This is a genomic window from Streptomyces sp. CB02261 (assembly GCF_001905665.1).
Classification (GTDB): Bacteria; Actinomycetota; Actinomycetes; order Streptomycetales; family Streptomycetaceae; genus Streptomyces.
This window is the reverse complement of the sequence record NZ_LIVX01000009.1, coordinates 175069-196882: the sequence shown is the minus strand read 5'-3', so window position 1 is coordinate 196882 and position 21814 is coordinate 175069. Positions and strand designations below refer to the sequence as shown.

Genomic DNA, 21814 nt, shown 5'->3' with positions numbered 1-21814 from the left:
ACCGCATGAATCAGTCGCTCCCCAGGCTCGGCCGGATCAGCAAGGCTGTCATCCCGGCCGCCGGCCTCGGTACCCGCTTCCTCCCGGCCACCAAGGCGACGCCGAAGGAGATGCTGCCGGTCGTCGACAAGCCGGCCATCCAGTACGTCGTGGAGGAGGCCGTCGCGGCGGGCCTCTCCGACGTCCTGATGATCACCGGCCGGAACAAGCGTCCCCTGGAGGACCACTTCGACCGGAACTACGAGCTGGAGGAGGCCCTGACCCGGAAGGGCGACGACGAACGCCTCTCCAAGGTCCAGGAGTCCAACGACCTCGCCACCATGCACTACGTGCGCCAGGGCGCGCCGCGCGGCCTCGGCCACGCCGTGCTCTGCGCCGCCCCGCACGTCGGGGACCAGCCCTTCGCCGTCCTCCTCGGCGACGACCTGATCGACCCGCGCGACCCCCTCCTCGCGCGCATGGTGGAGGTCCAGGAGCGGGAGGGCGGCAGCGTGATCGCCCTCATGGAGGTCGAGCCCTCACAGATCCACCTGTACGGCTGCGCCGCCGTCGAGGCGACCATCGACTCGGACGTCGTCAAGGTGACGGATCTGGTCGAGAAGCCGGACGCGCACGAGGCGCCCAGCAACTACGCGATCATCGGCCGCTACGTACTGGATCCGGCCGTCTTCGGGATGCTGCGGGAGACCGAGCCGGGGCGCGGCGGGGAGATCCAGCTGACCGACGCCCTGCAGAAGCTGGCCTCGGACGAGAAGATCGGCGGCCCGGTGCACGGCGTCGTGTTCAAGGGCCGCCGCTATGACACCGGTGACCGCGGTGACTATCTGCGTGCCATTGTCAGACTCGCGTGCGAACGTGAAGATCTGGGACCGGACTTCCGGGCCTGGCTCCGGAGATACGTCAGCGAGGAGATGTAGGACCTTGAGCAGCAGCACGGCACCGTCGCCGCCCCACGACGACCACGACCACGGGACGGGGGCCGGTGACCCGTGCGCCGGTCCCGCCCGCGGTCTGTGGTCGGTGGACGAGCACCTGGCCGACATCCTCGCGGCCGTCGGCCCGCTCGAACCCATCGAGCTGCAACTCCTCGACGCGCAGGGCTGCGTCCTCGTCGAGGACGTGACGGTGCCGGTCGCGCTGCCCCCCTTCGACAACAGCTCCATGGACGGGTACGCGGTCCGGGTCGCGGACGTCGCCGGGGCCACCGAGGAGTTCCCCGCCGTCCTCACCGTCGTCGGTGACGTCGCGGCGGGCGCGGACGGCCTGCCCGAGGTCGGCCCCGGCCAGGCCGCCCGCATCATGACCGGCGCCCCGCTGCCGCCCGGCGCCGAGGCCGTCGTCCCCGTCGAGTGGACCGACGGCGGTACGGGCGGGGGCGCCGCCACCGGCATGACCGCCGCGAGCGCCGCCCCCGAGGGCGCGGCCGGCGAGGTCCGGGTGCACCGCGCCGCGGAGGCCCGCGCCCATGTCCGCGCGCGAGGCAGCGACGTGCGGGCCGGGGAGCTGGCGCTGGCGGCCGGCACGGTCCTCGGGCCGCCGCAGATCGGGCTCCTCGCCGCCATCGGGCGCGGCACGGTCCGGGTGCGGCCCCGCCCCCGGGTGGTCGTCATGTCCACCGGCAGCGAGCTGGTCCAGCCCGGTGAGCCGCTGGGCGAGGGCCAGATCCACGACTCCAACAGCTTCGCGCTCGCCGCCGCCGCGCGGGACGCCGGCGCCCTCGCCTACCGGGTGGGCGCCGTCGCCGACGACGCGGAGTCGCTGCGCTCCACCATCGAGGACCAGCTGATCCGGGCCGATCTGATCGTGACCACGGGCGGGGTGAGCGTCGGTGCGTACGACGTGGTGAAGGAGGCCCTGACCGCCGACGGGCAGGTCGACTTCCGCAAGCTGGCCATGCAGCCGGGCAAGCCCCAGGGCTTCGGCGCGATCGGCGCCGAGCAGATCCCGCTCCTGGCGCTGCCGGGCAACCCGGTCTCGTCGTACGTCTCGTTCGAGCTGTTCGTGCGCCCCGCGATCCGTGCCCTGATGGGCGTCGAGGACCTGCACCGGCCCCGGGTGCGGGCGGAGCTCGTCGCCGACGAGGCGCTGTCGTCACCCGCCGGGCGCCGGCAGTTCCTCCGGGGGTCGTACGACCCCGAGGCGAGCACGGTCACCCCGGTGGGCGGCGCCGGCTCCCATCTGATCGCGGCCCTCGCGCAGGCGGACTGCCTGCTGGTGGTCCCGGAGGAGACGGAGAGCGTGGAGCCGGGCACCGAGCTGGAAGTGGTCCTCCTCGGCTGAGGAGGCGAGGGTGGGGGTACGGTGTCGTCCCACACAGCGACCGGGAGTGTCACGGCGATGAGCACGCAGCAAGGTCTCACCCACATCGACGAGGCGGGCGCGGCCCGCATGGTCGACGTATCGGCGAAGGACGTCACGGCCCGCACGGCGCGGGCCAGCGGGCGGGTGCTCGTCTCGCCGCGCGTGATCGAGCTGCTGCGCGGCGAGGGCGTCCCGAAGGGCGACGCCCTGGCGACCGCCCGCATCGCCGGGATCATGGGCGCCAAGAGGACCCCGGACCTCATCCCGCTCTGCCACCCGCTGGCCGTCTCGGGCGTGACCCTGGACCTTGCGGTCACGGACGACGCGGTCGAGATCCTGGCGACGGTGAAGACCACGGACCGCACGGGCGTCGAGATGGAGGCCCTGACGGCGGTCTCGGTGGCGGCCCTGACCGTGGTCGACATGGTGAAGGCGGTCGACAAGGGCGCGGTCATCTCCGACGTACGGGTGGAGGAGAAGACGGGCGGCAAGTCGGGCCACTGGACGAGGGACGAGGCGTGACGCGCGCGGGCCGGGTGGCGGGGGCGCACGAGCACGAGGAGCCGGCGGAGCCCCGGGAGACTCCGGCGGCGGCCTACCGCGCGCTGGTCGTCACCGCGTCGAACCGGGCGTCGGCGGGCGTGTACGAGGACAAGGGCGGTCCGCTGATCGCCGAGGGCCTGACCCGGATGCGGTTCGCCGTGGACGGCCCCCAGGTCGTGCCGGACGGCGAGCCCGTCGAGGCGGCACTGCGCGCCGGGGTCGCCGCCGGGTACGACGTGATCGTCACCACCGGCGGGACGGGCATCTCACCCACCGACGAGACCCCCGAGGTGACCCGCCGGGTCCTGGAGCGGGAGATCCCGGGCATCCCGGAGGCGATCCGCGCGTACGGCCGGGAGAAGGTGCCGACGGCGGCGCTGTCGCGGGGCCTCGCGGGCGTCGCGGGCGGCACGCTGATCGTGAACCTGCCGGGTTCGACCGGCGGGGTACGGGACGGGCTCGCCGTCCTGGAGCCGCTGCTCCGGCACGCCGTCGACCAGATCCGTGGCGGCGACCACCCGAGACCGTCGTGATCCCGTCCTGGCCGGTGGTCCTCGCGGACGGCGACGTGGTGCTCCGCCCGATAAGGATGCGCGACCACGCGGCCTGGCGGGAGGTGAACCGGCGCAACCGCGAGTGGCTGCGGCCCTGGGAGGCGACGGTCCCGCCGCCGCCCCCGGGCGCACCGGCCCCGCAGCGGCCGACGTACCGTCAGATGGTCCGCCACCTCCGGTCGGAGGCGAACGCGGGCCGGATGCTGCCCTTCGTCATCGAGTACCGGGGGCGGCTGGTCGGCCAGTTGACGGTCGCCGGGATCACCTGGGGGTCCATGTGCTCGGGGCACGTGGGGTACTGGGTGGACAGCGAGGTGGCCGGGCGCGGGGTGATGCCGACGGCGGTCGCGCTCGCCGTCGACCACTGCTTCCGCGCGGTGGGGCTGCACCGTATGGAGGTGTGCATCCGCCCGGAGAACGGGCCTTCGCGCCGGGTCGTGGAGAAACTGGGATTCCGCGAGGAGGGGCTGCGGCCCCGCTATCTCCATATCGACGGCGCGTGGCGGGACCATCTGGTCTTCGCGCTGACGGTGGAGGAGGTGCCGGAGGGGCTGTTGCGCCGTTGGCATCAGGCGAGAATAAAATAAGTGTTCGAATTTAATCGGTAGTTGACGCCCAATCGATCTGAACAATCACAAAAAAGTTCAGTGATATCAGCCAGATCGTGCGACACACCGGCCCAATTGGCCGATGCCGTCGCGCGAACCCCTCTACCGTGTGATGCGTGAGCAGCAGCGGCCTCATCTACGCAGTCATCGTCGGGGCCTGGGCCGCCTACTTGGTGCCGATGTGGCTCCGCAGGCAGGACGAGCTGAACGAAGCCCGTCCGACGGAACGCTTCAGCACCGCCATCCGGCTGCTTTCCGGACGGGCGGGCATGGAGCGCCGGTACGCCAAGGAGCTCAAGCAGCGGGACCGTACGGCGGAGGGTCCGACGCCCGACGTGGACCCGGACGCGGAGACCGAGCATCTGAGCTCGGTCGACGTCCGGGCCTTCTCCGCGCCCGCGGCCAGGACCGAGGCGCGCCTGGAACTCCCGGAGCCCGCCCCGGACCCGGGACCGGAGCCGGCCCGCCCCGCCACCGGAGCCGCCGCCGAACGCGCCCGCCGCGGCAAGGTCCTCGCACGCCGCCGCCGCACCACGACGCTCCTCTTCGCGGCCTTCACCCTCGGCGCGGTCGTCGCGGCCGTCGGCGGGGTCGCCTTCCTGTGGGCGCCCGCCGTCCCCGCGCTGCTGCTCAGCGCGTACATCGTGCACCTGCGGATCCAGGAGCGGCGCCGCTTCGTCTACGTGATGGACCGGCGGCGCGCCGAAGCGGCGGCCGCCCGGCTGCGCGAGAGCCGGCGCCCGGCCCCCACACCCGAACCGGCGCCCGACGCCTCCCAGGCCCCCTCCCCGCAGGAGGCGGACCGGCGCGCGCTGGTCGAGCAGACCGACCACGCGGAGTGGGTCGACCAGCAGCGCGACCGCGGCCCGGCCCGCGGCGACAGCTGGGACCCGGTGCCCGTCCCGCTCCCCACGTACGTCACCGCCCCGGTCGCCCCGCGCGCCACCAGCGGCATCGACATCACGGACCCGGACACCTGGAGCGCCGCCCGCTCCTCCACGGCGGCCGACCCGGCCCCCACCCCGCCCCCGGCCCCCCGCCAGCGCCCCGCGACCCCCCGCCGCTCCCGCGACCACGGCCGCACCCCGCTCTTCGACCAGTACGCGGACGACGACCGCCCCCGCGCCGCCAACGAGTGACCCAGGGGGCCCGCGACGGCCCCCTGCTGACCTGCGAGGAAACGGATTTTTGCCTGAGCCGGTCGGGATGCTAATGTTTCACACGTCGCAAGGGCCTGTGGCGCAGTCTGGTAGCGCACCTCGTTCGCATCGAGGGGGTCTGGGGTTCAAATCCCCACAGGTCCACAGACACCGGGAATCCCGTCCGATCGCAAGATCGGGCGGGATTTCCGTCGTTTCACGGCATTTCACGCTCTGCCGTGATCCCTGATGCCACGTCGTCGAAGACGAGGTCCGGCAGGAGGGCCGGTCCCGGAGATCGAAGATCCACGTGGGGGCCGGCTGCCTTCTCCGCGACGCCGGGCAGCCAGGACGCCAGCCGGTCCAGCGCCGACACCCGGCCTTCGCGGTCGTCGCTGAGCAGCCGCCGCCACGAGCGCTACGACATCGGCACGGGAGCTGCCCGCTGGAGCCGGCAGAGTGGCCAGCCTCGCGAGGGCGCGCCGGTCACGAGTGCCGCAGAGCGCCGTGAGGGCGGCGGGAGCGAACCGGGCAGCCTGGCCCTCGTCCTCCCAGCGGGACAACAGCGTGGGCGGCTCGCGGCCGATGTCGCAGAGCAGCGGGCATGTCCCTCGCCGTACCCCTGCTGGAATCCGCCGTGGGCACGGGCCACCTGGGCCTCCCCAGGCGGGAGGTGCGGCCGGCATCAGCTGCACTGCCAGGTGAACATCGCCCGATCGAAGCGGCGCGCGGCCAGGTCCTCCGGGCGGATCAGCCAGTACAGGGCTCCGGCATCGCCCCACATCATGTCCGCGGCGTCCTCGCTGTCGAACTGGGCCAGCAGCACCCAGGCGCCCGCCTCCTCGGACAGCCGCGGGTCGGCCCAGGACGCCCCGCAGTCCAGGACCGCCTCCGCGATCTCGATCTCGACCGGGTTCTGCACCGAGTGGGCGTGGCCGCCGATCTGATGCCCCACCACCTCGTCGAACTCCCACAGCGCGTCGAGGAAGTCCTGCGAGCAGACGGGATGGTCGTACCGGTTCCCCAGCGGGGCACCCGGAGCGAAGGCGTCCCGGACGGACGGATGCCAGGGCTCGGTCGCCGTCATCTCCACCCGAGCGGTCAGCGGCACCGCCGGATACGGCGTGAGCCCCGCGGGAGCCTCATGCTCCGCTGCCTGCTCGTCCGCCGGCACGTGGAGCACGCGGGCGCCCGCCCAGCTCTCCCGGTCCTCGGCCAGGACGAGCGCATCGCCGTCGTCCAGCTGCCCGTCGAAGTAGAAGAAAAGCAACGTCCCCGCCTCGGGCAGTGCGATGTCCAGCGCGTCCGCCGGCAGACTCGCGCAGTCGACCGAGGCCACGAAGGACAGGGGGCCGTGCCCCTCCCACACCGGCCACGCCGACGCCGCAGGCAGCGCCGGGAGCCCACCGAGCCGCCCGACCACCCTGTCGGAACCGACCGCTGCCTCGAGCCGCACGCCTGGCCGGAGCAGCTTGATCCACTGGTCGGCGACCTCGGGCCACAGGTGCTGCAGGGCGAGAGAGCGGAAGTCATCGCGGGAACCGTGTGTCAATGCGCCCGATCATCCACGGCACCACCGACAACGATCCCGGCAGCCGCCGCACCCTGTGCGGGGCCTGTGCCGGCCTGCCCGGCACGGGCCCCAGGTCGTGTGCTCCGGGGGCACCGGCCGGGCCCGGTGGGAGGTGTGCTCAGCGGGTGGGGCGGACGGTGTCCGAGGTGGCCGCGCGGAACGCGTTCGTCGCGTCGAAACGGGCTCGGAAGTAGCCGGGCTTCGTGTCGGCGATGTCGGCGGAGAAGGCGTAGTCCTGGCCGGACCAGTACGCCTCGACGGTGGTCACGTCCGTCCAGGTCTCGCCGTCGCGGGAGTGCTGCACACGTACCAGGATGGTGGCGGGCGTCCATCCGTCGGTGAAGTCCATCCCACCCTCGACGTGTACGCCGTGGTCCGCCGTGCGGAGAGCGGAGAAGCGCGTGAAGGCCGACGAGCGCAGCACGGTGATCAGGGGGCTGTTGACCGAGGCGGGGGCGATGAAGGGGTCCTCGGTGCGTGACGTCACGAGGAAGGTCCCGGTCTCCCAGGGAGTGTGGGGGAAGGAGACCCTGCCGTCCTCGTCCGTGGTGAAGCCCCCCACGCCCGCGGACTGGCCGCCGCCCGAGGGTTCGAAGAGGACACCGCCGCTCTGGCCCGCGAACGGCTTCCAGCCTTGCGGCGTCTCGCGTTCCAGCGTGGCCGTCAGAGTGACCTCCTGTCCGAAGTCGATCGTCCGGGGCTCCGCAGGACTCTGTACGACCCAGCGCGTGGCCACCTGCCGGACACCGATCGGGATCTCCTGGGACGCTCCGTACAGCACGTACGGGTACTCGTTCGCGTACCGGTAGACGGCCTGGATCTGCGCGGCGGCGTTCACGGTGACCGTGCCGGAGAAGCGTCCCTCCGCGTCGGTGCGGGGGGTGTTCTCGGTCCAGTAGTCCACGTCGATGTCCACGGGATGGTCCACCAGCGGCTCCAGCTGCCGCGTGTCCGGACGGCGTCCCTTCAGGACGCCGTCGACACGTACCTGACGGTTGTCGATGTCGACCTCGGTGCGATCGCTGCGCACGTCTTCGAGCACCGCCTGGACGTAGTACGCCAGGGTGCCGGCGGAGTTCCTGGTGGCGTGGTCCCCGTCGGCGTCCGTGGCCTCGACGTGCACGGTGTAGCTGCCGAGAGCGGGCAGGGACAGAGGCTCCCTGGTGTGCCACACGCCGTCGTCCGTGGTGCCGTGTCCGAGGACGAAGGCCTCGGTCTCCACCACGGCGACCTCCTGCTCCGTGGCGGCGGAGACGATGTGGGCCGTGATGCCCGTGACGGCGCTGTCGGAGCTGATCGAGACCTGGAGCGTGCCGAGGTCGTCCGCGACGCTCGAGGCCCACTGGACGGTGGGCGCCTGCCCCTCCGCCGCGTGTGCCGCCGGAATGCCGGCGGCCAGGAACGCCGCGGTGCCTGCGGCGGCCAGGGCCGCCCGTGTTCTGAACATTTCAGTCCCCCCAAGAGATCGGCGTGGTGCCGCTGCCCGCCCGGCCGACTGTGGGCCGGGCTTGCGCGGCTGCACGTGTTCTATCGCATGGGTGTGCCATCGCCGCCATGATTTTCCGCTGCGGCGAGGGGGGTCTGAGCCGCCGTCAGCGCAGCGGCTTCGCGAAGCAGCGGCTGGTGGGGTAGTCCCGGTAGTGGCCGAACTTGGCGCAGGGTTCGTAGCCGCTGGAGGTGTAGAGGGCTATCGCCTCCGGCTGTGCGATGCCCGTCTCCAGGACCATGCGGGTGCGGCCGGCCGCGCGGGCGTCGGATTCCAGGGCGGCCAGGATGCGGCGGGCCAGGCCGAGGCCGCGGGCCTCGGGGATCACGTACATGCGCTTGAGCTCGGCGTCGCCGTCCTCGTAGCCCTCGTCGTTCTTGTCCTGGGTGCGCCAGCCGCCGGTGGCCACGGGGTGGCCCTCGGGGGCGTACGCGAGGAGGTAGAGGCCGCGCGGAGGGACGAACATCCCGGCGTCCAGCGGTGTGACATCGCCCTCGTCGTCGTAGCGGACGGCGTACTCCGCCTGGACCGCGTCGTTGAGTTTGACGGCGTCGGGGTGGTCATAGCGCGTGGGCTGGATGTTCATGCGGAGTATCGTACATGTATGCGGTGCGGCGGTGTCGGTATTCTCCCGGGATGCTCACTGTCACCAGCGTGAATGTCAACGGGCTCCGCGCCGCCGCCAAGAAGGGTTTCGTCGAGTGGCTGGCCGGGACCTCCGCCGACGTCGTCTGTCTCCAGGAGGTCCGGGCCGAGGCGTCCCAGCTGCCCGAGGAGGTACGGGCGCCCGAGGGCTGGTTCACCGTGCACGCGCCCGCCGCCGCCAAGGGCCGCGCCGGGGTCTCCCTCTACACGCGGCGCGAGCCCGACCGGGTGCGCGTCGGCTTCGGGTCCGGTGAGTTCGACGGCAGCGGCCGGTACGTCGAGGCCGACCTGCCCGGTGTGACCGTCGCCAGCCTCTACCTGCCCTCCGGCGAGGTCGGCACCGAGCGCCAGGACGAGAAGATGCGGTTCATGGGGGAGTTCCTGCCCTACCTGAAGGAGCTCAGGGGCCGCGCCGCCGCCGACGGCCGGGACGTCGTCGTCTGCGGTGACTGGAACATCGCCCACCGCGAGGCCGACCTCAAGAACTGGCGGGCCAACAGGAAGAACGCCGGCTTCCTCCCCGAGGAGCGGGAGTGGCTCGGCCGGGTGCTCGACGAGGGCGACGGCGGATACGTCGACGTCGTGCGCGCGCTCCACCCCGAGCAGGAGGGGCCCTACTCCTGGTGGTCCTACCGCGGGCGGGCCTTCGACAACGACAGCGGCTGGCGGATCGACTACCAGATCGCCACCCCGCGTCTCGCCGCCAAGGCCGTGAAGGCGTACGTCGAGCGGGCAGCCACCCACGAGGAGCGGTGGAGCGACCACGCGCCCGTGACCGCCGTCTACGAGCTGTAGTCCCCGGGCCCGCTACGGGCCCCCTGCCCCGGCCGCCACGGCGACGGCGCCCCCGGCCGTCACGGCGACGGCGTCCCGGGCGCCGCTACGGCGCCTGAGTCTCGGGGGGCGTGGGGCGCAGGCGGCGGTCGAGCGCCATCGAGAGTTCGGCCTCCACCACGCTCTTCGCGAGTGGGCGCAGCCGCCACAGGTCGTCCTCGGCCGTGTGGGTGCGCAGCAGGTCGGTGAAGAGCTCCGCCAGGGCGTCGGCGTGCTCGCGGACGCGGGCGCCCGCCGTGAGGACCTCGGCGAGCGGGACGCCCTCGCGGACGAGGGCGGCGGAGACGTCGAGCAGGCGGCGGCTGATGTGGATGATCTCCTCGCCGTCGGTGACGAGGTAGCCGAGGTCGAGGGCGGCCGCGAGGTTCTCCGGGGTCACCTCGCCGGCGAAGTGGTCGGCGAGTTCCTCTGGGGTCAGGCGGACCGGCTCCTCCTCGCTGGGCGCGGGGAGGGCGAGGACCTCGCGGACGTTCCGGCCGCTCTCGAAGGCGGTGGTCAGGTCGGCGATGCCGTTGAGGGTGTGGCCGCGCTCCAGGAGGGCGGCGATGGTGCGGAGCCGGGCCAGGTGCTGCTCGTCGTACCAGGCGATCCTGCCCTCGCGGCGGGGCGGGGGGATCAGGCCGCGCTCGCGGTAGAAGCGCAGGGTGCGCACGGTGATGCCGGCGGCGGCCGCCAGCTCCTCCACGCGGTACTCGCGTGCTCCCGCGCGCGCGGTGACGTCCCCGTCCGCCGCCCGGGGGCCTTCGCCCGTGCCTGTGCGTGCGCCCGCGTCCTGTCCCGGTCCTTCGCCTGATCCTTCTGCCACGCCCGCCAGCCTATGTTGTACCGCCGGTAACTTTCCCTTGCCGTACCCCTACCGCTCGGTATGGCGCTGCTCTACAGTCCCGATTGTGCCAGTGATTGCTGGCGTGATTGGCCGGGCGCACGGGAGGCGGCATGGCGAAGCACGAGCACGTACGGGTGGCGGTGATCGGATCGGGATTCGGTGGCCTCGGCGCCGCCGTCCGGCTGCGCCGCGAGGGGATCACCGACTTCGTGGTCCTGGAGCGGGCCGACTCCGTGGGCGGCACATGGCGGGACAACAGCTACCCCGGCTGCGCCTGCGACGTCCCCTCCCACCTCTACTCCTTCTCCTTCGCGCCCAACCCCGACTGGCCGCGGACCTTCTCCGGACAGCGCCACATCCGCGCGTATCTGGAGCATGTCACGGACACCTTCGGGCTCCGTCCCCACCTCCGCCTGAACCACGAGGTGCTGCGGATGGAGTGGGACGCCGAGGCGCTCCGCTGGGAGATCGAGACCAGCGGCGGCCGCTTCAGCGCCGAGGTCGTCGTCTCCGCGACCGGGCCGCTCTCCGACCCCAAGATCCCCGACATCCCCGGGCTCGCCGACTTCCCCGGCAAGGTCTTCCACTCCGCCCGCTGGGACCACGACTACGACCTCACCGGCAAGCGCGTCGCCATGATCGGCACCGGCGCCTCCGCCATCCAGATCGTGCCCGCCATCCAGCCCCAGGTCGGGAAACTGACGCTGTTCCAGCGCACGCCCCCCTGGGTGATGCGCCGCATGGACCGGGCCATCAGCGGCCCCGAGCGCTGGCTCCACCGGGCCCTGCCCGTCACCGGCACCCTCCGCCGCGGCCTGCTCTGGGGCATCCGCGAACTCCAGGTCGGGGCCTTCACCAAGCACCCCAACGAACTCGGGCTCGTCGAGCGGCTCGCCAAGGCCAACATCGCCAAGTCCATCAAGGACCCCGTCCTGCGGGCCAAGCTGACCCCCTCGTACCGCATCGGCTGCAAGCGGATCCTGCTCTCCAGCACGTACTACCCGGCGGTCGCGCAGCCCAACGTCGACGTCGTCGCCTCCGGCCTGCGCGAGGTGCGCGGCTCGACCGTGGTCGCCGCCGACGGCACCGAGACCGAGGTCGACGCGATCATCTTCGGCACCGGCTTCCACGTCACCGACATGCCGATCGCCCCACGGGTCATCGGCGCCGACGGCCTCTCGCTCGCCGAGGCGTGGAAGGACGGCATGGAGTCGCTGCGAGGCGCCACCGCCGCCGGCTTCCCCAACTGGATGACGATCATCGGCCCCAACACGGGCCTCGGGAACTCCTCGATGATCCTGATGATCGAGTCCCAGCTGAACTACATGGCCGACTACCTGCGCCAGTTGAACGTGCTCGGAGGACGCGCCGCCCTCGCCGTCCGGCCCTCCGCCGTCGGCGCCTGGAACCGCAAGGTACAGGCCCGGATGGAGCGGACCGTGTGGAAGGCGGGCGGCTGCGAGAGCTGGTACCTCGACGCCAACGGCCGCAACACCACCCTGTGGCCCGGCACCACGGGGGAGTTCCGGCGCGAGACCCGGCAGGTCGACCTCTCCGAGTACGAGATCCTCCGCGCCCCCAGGCCGGCCCCGCCCGCGACGACGACCGGTGGGTCCCGCACGAAGGAGGCCGCGAAGTGAGCCGGCGCCTCGTCCCGCTGCCCGTGTCCCGCGAACTCACCGCCGTCTCCGCCGACGGCGCCCGGATCCACGTCGAGGTGTACGGCCCCGACGGCGCCCCCGCCGTCGTCCTCGCCCACGGCTGGACCTGCTCGACCACCTTCTGGGCCGAGCAGATCCGGGCACTCGCCGCCGACCACCGAGTCATCGCCTACGACCAGCGCGGCCACGGCCGCTCCCCGGTGCCCGGCCCCGGCGGATACTCGACGACCGCGCTCGCCGACGACCTGGAGGCCGTGCTCGCGGCCACCCTCGGCCCCGGTGAGCGGGCCGTCCTGGCCGGCCACTCCATGGGCGGCATGACGATCATGGCGGCCGCCACGCGCCCCGGCTTCCGGCAGCACGCCGCCGCCGTCCTGCTCTGCTCCACCGGGCCCTCCCGGCTGACCGCCGAGTCCACCGTGGTGCCGCTGGGGCCCGGCGGCCTGCGCACCCGGCTGACCAAGGCCGTCCTCGGCGCGAAGGCGCCGCTCGGCCCGGTCAACGCCGTCTCGAAGAAGATCCTCAGGTACGCGACGATGGGACCGGGCTCGGCGCCCGACCGCGTCGACGCCTGCGCGCGGATCGTGCACGCCTGCCCCCGCACCTCCCGGTACGGCTGGTCGCAGGTCCTGGCCGGGCTCGATCTCGGCGAGGCGCTGCGGGAGCTGCGGCTGCCCGTGGCCGTGCTCGTCGGAACCGCCGACCGGCTCACCCCGGCCGTCCACTCCCGGGCGATGGCGGAGGCGCTGCCGCACTGCACGGGTCTGGTCGAACTGGCCGGCATGGGCCACATGACACCGGTGGAGGCCCCCGAGGCCGTCACCGCGCAGATCCGCGAACTGACCCTCACGTACCTGGGCGTGAAGTCCGGGGAGCAGCCGAAGGAGAAGGAGCAGGCATGAGCAGGGTGAGCCTGGAAGGACAGGTCGCGGTCATCACCGGAGGGGCCCGCGGCGTCGGCGAACTCCTCGCCCGCAAGCTCTCCGCGCGCGGCGCGAGGATCGCGCTCGTGGGCCTGGAGCCGGAGCTGCTCAAGGAGGTCGCCGGGCGGCTGCACACCGAGGCCGACTGGTGGCACGCCGACGTCACCGACCACGAGGCGATGGCCAGGGTCGCGGCCGAGGTGAAGGAGCGGTTCGGGAAGGTCGACATCGTCGTCGCCAACGCCGGTGTGGCGGCGGGCGGGCCGTTCGTCCACTCCGACCCCGACGCCTGGCGGCGGGTCATCGAGGTCAACCTCATCGGCGGCGCGGTGACGGGCCGGGCGTTCCTGCCGGTCCTCATGGAGTCCCGGGGGTACTTCCTCCAGATCGCGTCGCTCGCCGCGCTCACCCCGGCGCCGATGATGACGGCGTACTGCGCCTCCAAGTCCGGCGTCGAGGCCTTCGCGCACAGCCTGCGGGCCGAGGTCGCGTACAAGGGCGTGCGGGTCGGCGTCGGCTACCTCTCCTGGACCGACACGGACATGGTGCGGGGCGCCGACCAGGACGACGTGATGAAGGAGCTGCGGCAGCGCCTCCCGTGGCCCTCGAACCGCACGTACCCCCTCGGCCCGGCCGTCGACCGGATCGTGGCGGGCATCGAGCGGCGCTCCGCGCACGTGTACGCGCAGTGGTGGCTGCGCGGGATGCAGTCGGTCCGCGGCTATCTGCCCGGTCTCATCGCCACCGTCGGGCAGCGGGAGATGAAGCGGTTCGAGCCGCGGCTCGGCTCGGTGTCGAAGGGCCTGGTGGGCGCGGGCGGCGCGGCCGACGAGCGGGCGCGGACGGAGAAGGCCTGACGGAGGAGGCCGGCGGCGGTCCTCACGGTCCGTAACTGATCGAAATGCGGGGAATGTTCGCCCGTGCCACGCTGGTCGAGGCCAGGGGGCACACCGCCCCCTCCCGATCACACCACCCTTCCAGGAGGGAACTTCCATGGGCATGCAGGACCAGTTCAAGGACAAGGCGGAGCAGCTCAAGCAGCAGGCCAAGGAGGCCATGGGCAAGGCGAAGGACGAAGCGTCCGAGCGCGCCTCCCAGGGCCGCGAGCGCCCCGCCGACGAGGCCCGCAAGGCCCAGCAGGAAGCCCGGGACCGCGCGGACCGGGACCGCATGGACCGGCAGCCCGGCGTCTGACGCCGGCCTGCCGTGAGCGAGGCGCACCCGCGACACCGGGTGCGCCTTCGCGCGCGTGGGGGCCGGAAAACCGGACGCGTCGAGCGGCCGGTCTTCGTACGGTGGCGCCCATGGCCGTACTTGAGCGACTGCGATCCGATCACGCCCCCGCCCTGCTCGTGTTCGAGCGGGAGAACCGGGGGTACTTCGCCGCGTCCGTGCCCGACCGGGGCGACGCGTACTTCACCCACTTCGAGGAGCGGCACCGGGCGCTCCTCGACGAGCAGATGGCCGGGACGATCCACTTCCATGTGCTGGTGGGGGAGGGCGGGGAGATCCTCGGCCGGTTCAACCTGGTCGACGTCGCCGACGGGGGCGCCGAGCTGGGCTACCGGGTGGCCGAGAAGGCGACCGGGCGCGGCGTCGCGACGGCCGGGGTCAGGGAGGTGTGCCGGCTGGCGCGCGAGGAGTACGGGCTGAGCCGGCTGACCGCCGTCACGACCCTCGACAACGAGGGGTCGAGGGCCGTGCTCGGACGGGTCGGCTTCGGGGCGGTCGGGAGCGTCACGATCGACGGACGGGCCGGGACCTCCTACGAGATGGACCTGGGAGAGCTCGTCGTCCTGACTTCCTGAAGGATGACGTCCCAGGGCACGTCCTAGGGGGTGTCCGGCCTCGGCGGCAGCTTCGGGCGCGAGCGGTCCGGGAGGTCCTCGTAGGGCGGGGGGCTCGCCGCCGGGGTCTCCGTGAGGAGCGCGAGGGCGACGTGGACCGCGTCGTCGAGCTGGGCGTGGCGGCCCTCGGCCCAGTCGAGGGGCGTGCGCAGGATCGCGAGGTCGGGTTCGACGCCGTGGTTCTCCAGGGACCAGCCGTACTCGGGGAACCAGGCCGCGTTCATCGGGACCGTGATCTGGGTGCCGTCGCCGAGCCGGTGGCGGCCGGTCATGCCGACGACACCGCCCCAGGTGCGCTGTCCGACGACGGGGCCGAGGCCGAGGAGCTTGAACGCGGCGGTGATCATGTCGCCGTCGGACGAGGTGGCCTCGTCGGCGAGGGCGACGACGGGGCCGCGCGGGGCGTTGGAGGCGTACGCGACGGGCTGGGCGTTCCGCGTGAGGTCCCAGCCGAGGATCCTGCGGGTGAGCTTCTCTATGACGAGCTCGCTGATGTTGCCGCCGGCGTTGCCGCGCACGTCGACGATGAGGGCCGGCCGGGAGACCTCCATGCGCAGGTCGCGGTTGAACTGGGCCCAGCCGGAGCCGCCCATGTCGGGGATGTGGAGGTAGCCGCAGCGGCCGCCGCTGACCTCCCGTACCACCGCCCGGCGTTTGGCGACCCAGTCCTGGTAGCGCAGCGGGCGCTCGTCGACGAGGGGGACGACGGCGACGCGGCGGGCCCGGCCCTCGCCCTCGGCGGGGGTGAAGGTGAGCTCGACGGTGGTGCCGCCGGTGCCGGAGAGCAGCGGGTAGGGGCCGGCGACCGGGTCGACGGGCCGGCCGTCGACGTGGGTGAGGATCGCGCCCTCGCGGATGCCGGTGCCGGCGAGCGGGGAGCGGGCCTTGGAGTCGGAGGACTCGCCGGGCAGGATCCGCTTCACGGTCCAGCCGTTCTCGCGGGGCACCAGGTTCGCCCCGAGGAGCCCCATGGGCCGCTGGTAGTGCGGCGGGCCCTCGTTGCGGCGGGCGGGGGTGACGTACGCGTGGGAGGTGCCCAGTTCGCCCATGACCTCGCGGAGCAGGTCGGCGAACTCGTCGGGGGACGCGACCCGTTCGAGGAGCGGCCGGTACTGGTCGAGGACGGCCGTCCAGTCGACCCCGCCCATGCCGGGCTCCCAGAAGTAGGCGCGGACGATCCGGCCGGCCTCGTCGAAGGCCTGCCGCCACTCGGCGCCCGGGTCGACCTCGTGCAGGATGCGCCGCAGGTCCAGGTAGACGGTGGAGTCGCCGTCCCCGGGCTCGGTCGCCGGTACGGCCCGCAGGTCGCCCTCGTCGGCGACGACGAGCCGGGTGCCGTCGCCGCTGACCGAGAACCAGTCGAGGTCCTTGGCGAGTTCGCTCTTGCGGGCCTTGACGATGGAGAAGTGCTCCAGGGTGGGGCGGCCCGAGGTGTCGGCCGGGTTGGCGAAAGTCTCGCCGAGCGCGCCCGAGATGGGCCAGCGCAGCCAGACGAGGCCGCCGCCGCTGACCGGGTGCAGGGCGGAGTACTTGGAGGCGGCGACGGGGAAGGGGGTGACCCGCTCGGGGAGCCCCTCGATCTCCACGGTGACGGTGCCGTCGCCGGTGTCCGTGTCGTCGTCGGCGGGGTCGAGGCCGCCGGCCGCCGGCCGCCCGTCGGGGAGCAGTGCGAAGGGGGAGGGCGTGGCGGAGGAGAGCGGCACGAGGTAAGGGCGGCAGCCGAGCGGGAACGACAGGTCGCCGGTGTGCACGTCGTACACCGGGTCGAAGCCCCGCCAGGACAGGAAGGCGAGGTAACGGCCGTCCCGGGTGAAGACGGGGTTCTCGTCCTCGAAGCGCCCGTTGGTGACGTCGACGACGGTCCGGGCGCCGGGGCCGGAGATCCGGACCATCTTGATGGACCGCAGGGAGCGGCCGATGCCGGGGTGGGACCAGGTGAGCCAGTCGCCGTCGGGGGAGAAGGCGAGGTCGCGTACGGGCCCGTTGACGGACCTGATGAGTTCGGTGACCTCACCGGTGGACTCCTCGGTCGCGTCGAGGAGGAGGAGCCGTCCGTCGTGGGAGGCGATGGCGATCCGCTCGCCGTCGGGGTCGGAGACGAGTTCCTCGACGCGGCCGAGGTCTCCGGAGGCGAGGCGGCGCGGGGGTCGGGCGCCGCTGGCGCGCGGCAGATAGCCGACCTCGACGGTGTCCTCGCCCTCGGCGTCGGTGACGTACGCGACCTGGCCGCCGCTGCCGAGCATCTCGGGGAGCCGTACGCGGACGCCCGGCTCGTCGATGATCGTGCGGGCCGGGCCGTCGCGGTGGGTCAGCCAGTAGAGGCTGCCGCGCACGGAGACGGCGCTCGCGCGGCCGGTCTCGTCGACGGACAGGGCGTCGATGTGGTGGGCGGCGGGGACCTGGTAGGCGCGCCGGCCGACGCGCTGGCCGCCGAGCCGCACCTCCAGCTTCCGGGGGCGGGAGTCGGCGGTGAGCGAGTCGACGATCCACAGGTCGCCGGCGTGCTGGTAGACGACCCGGCGGCCGTCGCTGGAGGCGTGCCGGGCGTAGAACTCGTCGTGATCGGTGTGGCGGCGCAGATCGCCGCCGTCGGGCCGGCAGGAGTACAGGTTGGCGACGCCCTCGTGGTCGGAGAGGAACGCGATCCGGCCGTCGACGGCCATGGGGCAGTCCAGGTGGCCGCCGATGTCGGGCAGCAGCCGTTCGCCGTGCAGCCAGAGGCGTCCGGTGGCGCCGCCCCGGTACCGCTTCCAGGCGGCCGGTTCGTGCGGCGGCTTGCCGGTGAGGAGGAGGCTGCGGCGCTCGCCCTCGTGGTCGTCGGTGACGGCGATGTCGGAGACCGGGCCCCAGGGCAGGCGCTTGCCGGGGGAGCCGTCGGTGGGGACGGTGTAGGCCCAGGAGTAGTACGAGAAGGGCTGCCCGTGCGAGGAGACGGCGAGGATGTCGGAGCGGCCGTCCTTGTCGGGGGGCGTCCAGCCGCAGACCCGGGTGTCGGTGGAGCCCCAGTAGCTGAGCCGCCGGGCGGGCCCGCCCTCGACGGGGACGAGATGGATCTCCGGGTCGAGGCTGCGCCAGTTCGTGTACGCGATCCGGCGCCCGTCCGGCGAGAAGCGCGGGTGGCCGACCCGGGTCCGGTCGACGGTCAGGCGCCAGGCCCGGCCGGGGCGGTCGCCCTCGGGGACGAGCGGGGCGATCCAGAGATCGTCTTCGGCGGCGAAGCACAGCAGGTCGTCGTGGAGGTGCGGAAATCGGAGGTACGCGACGTCGTGACTCACCTCCCCATGCTTTCCGCGCGGAGGGGACGTGGCAACTCGTACATGTGTCGCAGGGCAACTCGTCCGTGGACGCCGGCGTCTGGAGGGGTGTGACGCCGATACGGGCCCGCTGTGGCCCACGACACGTACGAAACGGTTTCGTTTCGCTGGGGGCGGGGGTATCTTCGTACTGTACGAAACCGTTTCGTTCGCTCCTCGTCGGATCGGAGACACCGGCCATGGCACGCAGCAGACTCACTCCCGAGCGGGAGTCCGAGCTGTACGCAGCCGTGCTCGACCTCCTCCGCGAAGTCGGCTACGACGCCCTCACCATGGACGCCGTCGCCGCCCGCACCCACTCCAGCAAGGCCACCCTCTACCGCCAGTGGGGGAGCAAGCCCGAGCTGGTCGCCAGGGCGCTGCGCGCCAACAAGCCGGCCGACCTCTCCGAGATCGACACCGGCTCGCTGCGCGGCGACTTCCACGAGCTGATGGCACGGACCGACGACTGCCAGATGGAGAAGGACTCCGCGCTGATGCGGGGCCTGGCCCATGCCGTCCACACCAACCCCGAACTGCACCGGGCGCTGCGCGAGCTGCTCATCGAACCCGAGATGAACGGTCTCGACGAAGTGCTGCGCCGAGCGGTCCGCAGGGGAGAGGTCGACGCCGCCAACCCGGCGCTGAAGCTCATTCCCCACATGCTGATCGGTGCGTTCGTCGCCCGGCCGCTGATCGACGATCAGCCGGTCGACCGGGCGTTCCTCAGCGCCTACGTCGACGCCGTCGTGCTCCCCTCACTCGGCGTCTGAACCACCTCCCCGGCACCACCGGCTCCACCGAGCTCCACCCGTCTCCACCTGACGTCGCACCGCTCACGCCGTCGGGCCGGCTCCCCATGCCCTGTCCCACCCCAGATTGGGAGTACGCCCCCGTGGCCACGTTCCTGTACAAGTTGGGCCGTTCCGCCTTCCGGCGCCGACGGCTCGTCGCCCTCCTCTGGGTGGCCCTCCTGGCGGTCGCCGGGATCGGCGCCGCCACCGCACCCGTCGCGACCTCCAGCTCCTTCTCGATACCGGGCACCGAGGCTCAGCGCGCCTTCGACCTGCTCGAGGAGCGCTTCCCCGGCGCCGGCGCCGACGGCGCCACCGCCCGGATCGTCTTCAAGGCCCCCGAGGGCCGGAAGATGACCGAGGCCGGGCACAAGGCCGTCGTCGAGGAGACCGTCTCCGCGCTGAAGTCGGGCTCGGACCAGATCGTCTCGGTCACCGACCCCTACACCGCGCAGGCCGTCTCCCGTGACGGCTCCACCGCCTACGTCTCCGTCGCGTACAAGGTCAACGCGATGGAGCTGACCGACGAGACCCGCGAGGCCCTGACCCAGGCCGGCGAGAACGCGCAGGGCAAGGGGCTGACCGTCGAGGTCGGCGGCGACGCGCTCCAGACCATGCCGGCGACCGGCGCGGGCGAGATCGTCGGCGTCGTCATCGCGGGCATCGTCCTCGTCCTGACCTTCGGCTCGCTCGTGGCCGCCGGACTCCCGCTGCTCACGGCGATCATCGGCGTCGGCATCGGCGTCTCGTCGATCACCGCGCTCGCGAACGTCCTCGACCTCGGCTCCACCACCTCCACCCTCGCGATGATGATCGGCCTCGCCGTCGGCATCGACTACGCCCTCTTCATCGTCTCCCGCTACCGCGCGGAGCTCGCCGAGGGCCGCGACAAGGAGGACGCCGCCGGGCGCGCGGTCGGCACGGCCGGTTCCGCGGTCGTCTTCGCCGGACTCACCGTCGTCATCGCCCTGGTCGGCCTGGCCGTCGTCAACATCCCGATGCTGACGAAGATGGGCTTCGCCGCCGCCGGCACGGTCGTGATCGCCGTACTGATCGCGCTCACCCTGATCCCGGCCCTGCTGGGCTTCGCCGGCGACAAGGTCGTCGGCCGCAAGCAGCGCAAGGGCACCGCGACGGCGAGCGACAAGCCGAACGGCGGCACCCGCTGGGCCCGCTTCGTCATCCGCCGTCCCGTGATGGTGCTGGTCGTCGGCGTCCTCGGCCTCGGTGCGATCGCGCTGCCCGCCGCCTCCCTGGAGATGGGCCTCCCGGACGACGGCGCCAAGCCGACCTCCACCAGCGAGCGCCGGGCGTACGACGCGCTCTCGGACGGCTTCGGCCCCGGCTTCAACGGCCCGCTGCTCGTCGTCGTCGACGGCGACAAGGCCACCGCCGACCGGGCGGTCTCCACGATCAAGGGCCTCGAAGGCTGGGCGGCCGTCACCCCGGCGACCCCGAACAAGGCCGGCGACGCCGCGATGATCACGGTGATCCCGAAGGACCGGCCGTCCTCGACCGCCACCGAGGGCCTCGTCCACGACATCCGGGACGCCACCGGTGACGACGTCCTCGTCACCGGCGCCACCGCGATGAACATCGACTTCTCGCAGAAGATGAACGACGCCCTGGTGCCGTACCTGGCGCTCGTCGTCGGCCTGGCCTTCCTGCTCCTGACCCTGGTCTTCCGCTCGGTCCTCGTCCCCCTGAAGGCGGCCCTCGGCTTCCTGCTCTCGGTGGTCGCGGCCCTCGGCGCGGTCGTCGCGGTCTTCCAGTGGGGCTGGCTCGGCAGCCTCTTCGGGGTCGAGCAGACCGGCCCGATCATGTCGATGATGCCGATCTTCATGGTGGGCGTCGTCTTCGGTCTCGCGATGGACTACGAGGTCTTCCTCGTCACCCGCATGCGGGAGGCGTACGTCCACGGGGAGCGGCCCGGCGAGGCGATCGTGACCGGCTTCCGGCACAGCGCCCGGGTGGTCGTCGCCGCCGCGGTGATCATGATCGCGGTCTTCTCCGGCTTCATCGGCATGACGGACCAGATGATCAAGATGATCGGCTTCGGCCTGGCCGTGGCGGTCCTCTTCGACGCCTTCGTCGTCCGCATGGCGATCGTCCCGGCCGTGCTCGCGCTCCTCGGCCACAAGGCCTGGTGGCTGCCGAAGTGGCTGGACCGGATCCTGCCGAACGTGGACGTGGAGGGCGAGGGTCTCGCCGAGCACATCTCCACGGAGGGCGCCGCGAAGCCGGACCTCGTGAAGGTCTGACGTCCGTGAAGGTCTGACGTCCGTGAGGGCCTGAGGTCCGTGAAGGCCTGACCTCCGTCCGCCGTTCGCCCGTACGCCGTCAGTGTGTCGTCATCGACGCACCGGCGGCGTACGTGTGCCGGAGGAAGCGCAGCAGGGCGGCGGTGTCGAACTGGACCACGGCGACCCCGTCGTCCGCGTGGAACTCGACGACCGTCTGCACCCGGCCGCAGGGCCAGACCTCGATGTCGCCGCGGCGGGCCGGGGCGCGCAGTCCGTGCTCCAGGAGCGTGCGGGGGAAGGACCATTCGACGCCGTGGGGGAAGACGAAGCGGACGGTCGCGGGGGAGGAGGCCGGATCGTAGCGGAGGGCCACCGGGACGGGTCGGGAGAGCGGTGCGTCGCTGATGATCCGGCCCTTGGCGTGGTCGTCGACTTCCCGGTCGTGCGCGGCGGCCATCGGGGGGCTCCTCACGGTTTGTCCTCTTATCGACTAATGTTCCACTTCTTCCCAGTGGGCGCACGGCGCAAGCCTCGGTGGCGGCAT

The 21814-nt window shown here is 72.5% G+C and carries 20 protein-coding genes and 1 tRNA gene; 15 read left to right on the top strand and 6 right to left on the bottom strand.

Annotation, left to right across the window (positions count from 1 at the left end):
* Nucleotides 1-5 precede the first annotated feature (5 nt).
* From galU to AMK29_RS27630, 7 genes are all read left to right on the top strand, one after another.
* Nucleotides 6-917, top strand: coding sequence for a UTP--glucose-1-phosphate uridylyltransferase GalU (gene galU / locus AMK29_RS27660; RefSeq protein WP_073818173.1), 912 nt, complete (start codon nucleotides 6-8; stop codon nucleotides 915-917).
* A gap of 4 nt (nucleotides 918-921) precedes the next feature.
* Entirely contained in the window at nucleotides 922-2280 is a 1359-nt protein-coding gene (glp, locus tag AMK29_RS27655) for a molybdotransferase-like divisome protein Glp (protein ID WP_073818171.1), read from the top strand.
* Between the two features lie 57 nt (nucleotides 2281-2337).
* Complete coding sequence (gene moaC, locus AMK29_RS27650; RefSeq protein WP_073818170.1) at nucleotides 2338-2823, top strand: cyclic pyranopterin monophosphate synthase MoaC; 486 nt, start codon at nucleotides 2338-2340, stop codon at nucleotides 2821-2823.
* 14 nt (nucleotides 2824-2837) lie between these two features.
* The gene (locus AMK29_RS27645) at nucleotides 2838-3377 is read left to right on the top strand and encodes a MogA/MoaB family molybdenum cofactor biosynthesis protein (protein WP_241845743.1); all 540 of its coding nucleotides are present in this window, start codon (nucleotides 2838-2840) and stop codon (nucleotides 3375-3377) included.
* Nucleotides 3374-3985: a GNAT family N-acetyltransferase gene (locus AMK29_RS27640; protein ID WP_073818167.1), complete on the top strand. Its 612-nt coding sequence runs from the start codon at nucleotides 3374-3376 to the stop codon at nucleotides 3983-3985. Before AMK29_RS27645 ends, AMK29_RS27640 begins: the two co-directional genes overlap by 4 nt.
* Before the next feature lie 137 nt (nucleotides 3986-4122).
* Complete coding sequence (gene sepX, locus AMK29_RS27635) at nucleotides 4123-5145, top strand: divisome protein SepX/GlpR (RefSeq protein WP_073818165.1); 1023 nt, start codon at nucleotides 4123-4125, stop codon at nucleotides 5143-5145.
* Nucleotides 5146-5236: 91 nt separating this feature from the next.
* Nucleotides 5237-5310, top strand: a tRNA-Ala gene (locus AMK29_RS27630).
* A gap of 520 nt (nucleotides 5311-5830) precedes the next feature.
* Here AMK29_RS27630 and AMK29_RS27625 read toward each other — a convergent pair.
* The 3 genes from AMK29_RS27625 to AMK29_RS27615 form a co-directional block, all read right to left on the bottom strand.
* Complete coding sequence (locus AMK29_RS27625; RefSeq protein ID WP_073818164.1) at nucleotides 5831-6697, bottom strand: YwqG family protein; 867 nt, start codon at nucleotides 6695-6697, stop codon at nucleotides 5831-5833.
* Between the two features lie 139 nt (nucleotides 6698-6836).
* Nucleotides 6837-8165, bottom strand: a complete 1329-nt coding sequence (locus AMK29_RS27620; RefSeq protein WP_073818162.1) for a hypothetical protein — start codon at nucleotides 8163-8165, stop codon at nucleotides 6837-6839.
* 145 nt (nucleotides 8166-8310) lie between these two features.
* Nucleotides 8311-8790: a GNAT family N-acetyltransferase gene (locus AMK29_RS27615; RefSeq protein ID WP_073818161.1), complete on the bottom strand. Its 480-nt coding sequence runs from the start codon at nucleotides 8788-8790 to the stop codon at nucleotides 8311-8313.
* 50 nt (nucleotides 8791-8840) lie between these two features.
* On the opposite strand from AMK29_RS27615, the gene AMK29_RS27610 reads away from it, so the two are divergent.
* A complete protein-coding gene (locus AMK29_RS27610) occupies nucleotides 8841-9644 on the top strand; it encodes an exodeoxyribonuclease III (RefSeq protein ID WP_073818159.1) in 804 nt (267 codons plus the stop codon).
* An 85-nt stretch (nucleotides 9645-9729) separates the two neighbouring features.
* On the opposite strand, the gene AMK29_RS27605 is transcribed toward AMK29_RS27610, so the two are convergent.
* The gene (locus AMK29_RS27605) at nucleotides 9730-10368 is read right to left on the bottom strand and encodes a MerR family transcriptional regulator (RefSeq protein ID WP_073818158.1); all 639 of its coding nucleotides are present in this window, start codon (nucleotides 10366-10368) and stop codon (nucleotides 9730-9732) included.
* Between the two features lie 251 nt (nucleotides 10369-10619).
* Between AMK29_RS27605 and AMK29_RS27600 the strand changes: the two genes are divergently transcribed.
* The 5 genes from AMK29_RS27600 (at nucleotide 10620) to AMK29_RS27580 (ending at nucleotide 14901) form a co-directional block, all read left to right on the top strand.
* Nucleotides 10620-12149 carry a flavin-containing monooxygenase gene (locus tag AMK29_RS27600; RefSeq protein ID WP_073818156.1) on the top strand — a complete coding sequence of 510 codons (1530 nt, stop codon included), beginning with the start codon at nucleotides 10620-10622 and terminating at the stop codon, nucleotides 12147-12149.
* On the top strand, nucleotides 12146-13072 hold the full coding sequence (locus AMK29_RS27595) for an alpha/beta fold hydrolase (RefSeq protein ID WP_073818155.1): 927 nt from the start codon (nucleotides 12146-12148) through the stop codon (nucleotides 13070-13072). The genes AMK29_RS27600 and AMK29_RS27595 overlap by 4 nt, the downstream gene beginning before the upstream one ends.
* Nucleotides 13069-13950 carry an SDR family oxidoreductase gene (locus AMK29_RS27590; protein ID WP_073818153.1) on the top strand — a complete coding sequence of 294 codons (882 nt, stop codon included), beginning with the start codon at nucleotides 13069-13071 and terminating at the stop codon, nucleotides 13948-13950. The genes AMK29_RS27595 and AMK29_RS27590 overlap by 4 nt, the downstream gene beginning before the upstream one ends.
* Before the next feature lie 136 nt (nucleotides 13951-14086).
* Nucleotides 14087-14287, top strand: coding sequence for a hypothetical protein (locus AMK29_RS27585; RefSeq protein ID WP_073818152.1), 201 nt, complete (start codon nucleotides 14087-14089; stop codon nucleotides 14285-14287).
* Between the two features lie 110 nt (nucleotides 14288-14397).
* Nucleotides 14398-14901: a GNAT family N-acetyltransferase gene (locus AMK29_RS27580; protein ID WP_073818150.1), complete on the top strand. Its 504-nt coding sequence runs from the start codon at nucleotides 14398-14400 to the stop codon at nucleotides 14899-14901.
* A gap of 23 nt (nucleotides 14902-14924) precedes the next feature.
* Here the strand turns inward: AMK29_RS27580 and AMK29_RS27575 are convergent, their stop codons facing one another.
* A complete protein-coding gene (locus AMK29_RS27575) occupies nucleotides 14925-18215 on the bottom strand; it encodes a S41 family peptidase (RefSeq protein ID WP_073818149.1) in 3291 nt (1096 codons plus the stop codon).
* Nucleotides 18216-18433: 218 nt separating this feature from the next.
* Between AMK29_RS27575 and AMK29_RS27570 the strand changes: the two genes are divergently transcribed.
* Together AMK29_RS27570 and AMK29_RS27565 are read left to right on the top strand one after the other, a co-directional pair.
* Nucleotides 18434-19006: a TetR/AcrR family transcriptional regulator gene (locus AMK29_RS27570; RefSeq protein ID WP_073818147.1), complete on the top strand. Its 573-nt coding sequence runs from the start codon at nucleotides 18434-18436 to the stop codon at nucleotides 19004-19006.
* 122 nt (nucleotides 19007-19128) lie between these two features.
* A complete protein-coding gene (locus AMK29_RS27565) occupies nucleotides 19129-21288 on the top strand; it encodes an MMPL family transporter (RefSeq protein WP_073818145.1) in 2160 nt (719 codons plus the stop codon).
* Nucleotides 21289-21367: 79 nt separating this feature from the next.
* Here the strand turns inward: AMK29_RS27565 and AMK29_RS27560 are convergent, their stop codons facing one another.
* Nucleotides 21368-21727, bottom strand: coding sequence for an SsgA family sporulation/cell division regulator (locus tag AMK29_RS27560; RefSeq protein ID WP_073818144.1), 360 nt, complete (start codon nucleotides 21725-21727; stop codon nucleotides 21368-21370).
* Nucleotides 21728-21814: the final 87 nt, after the last annotated feature.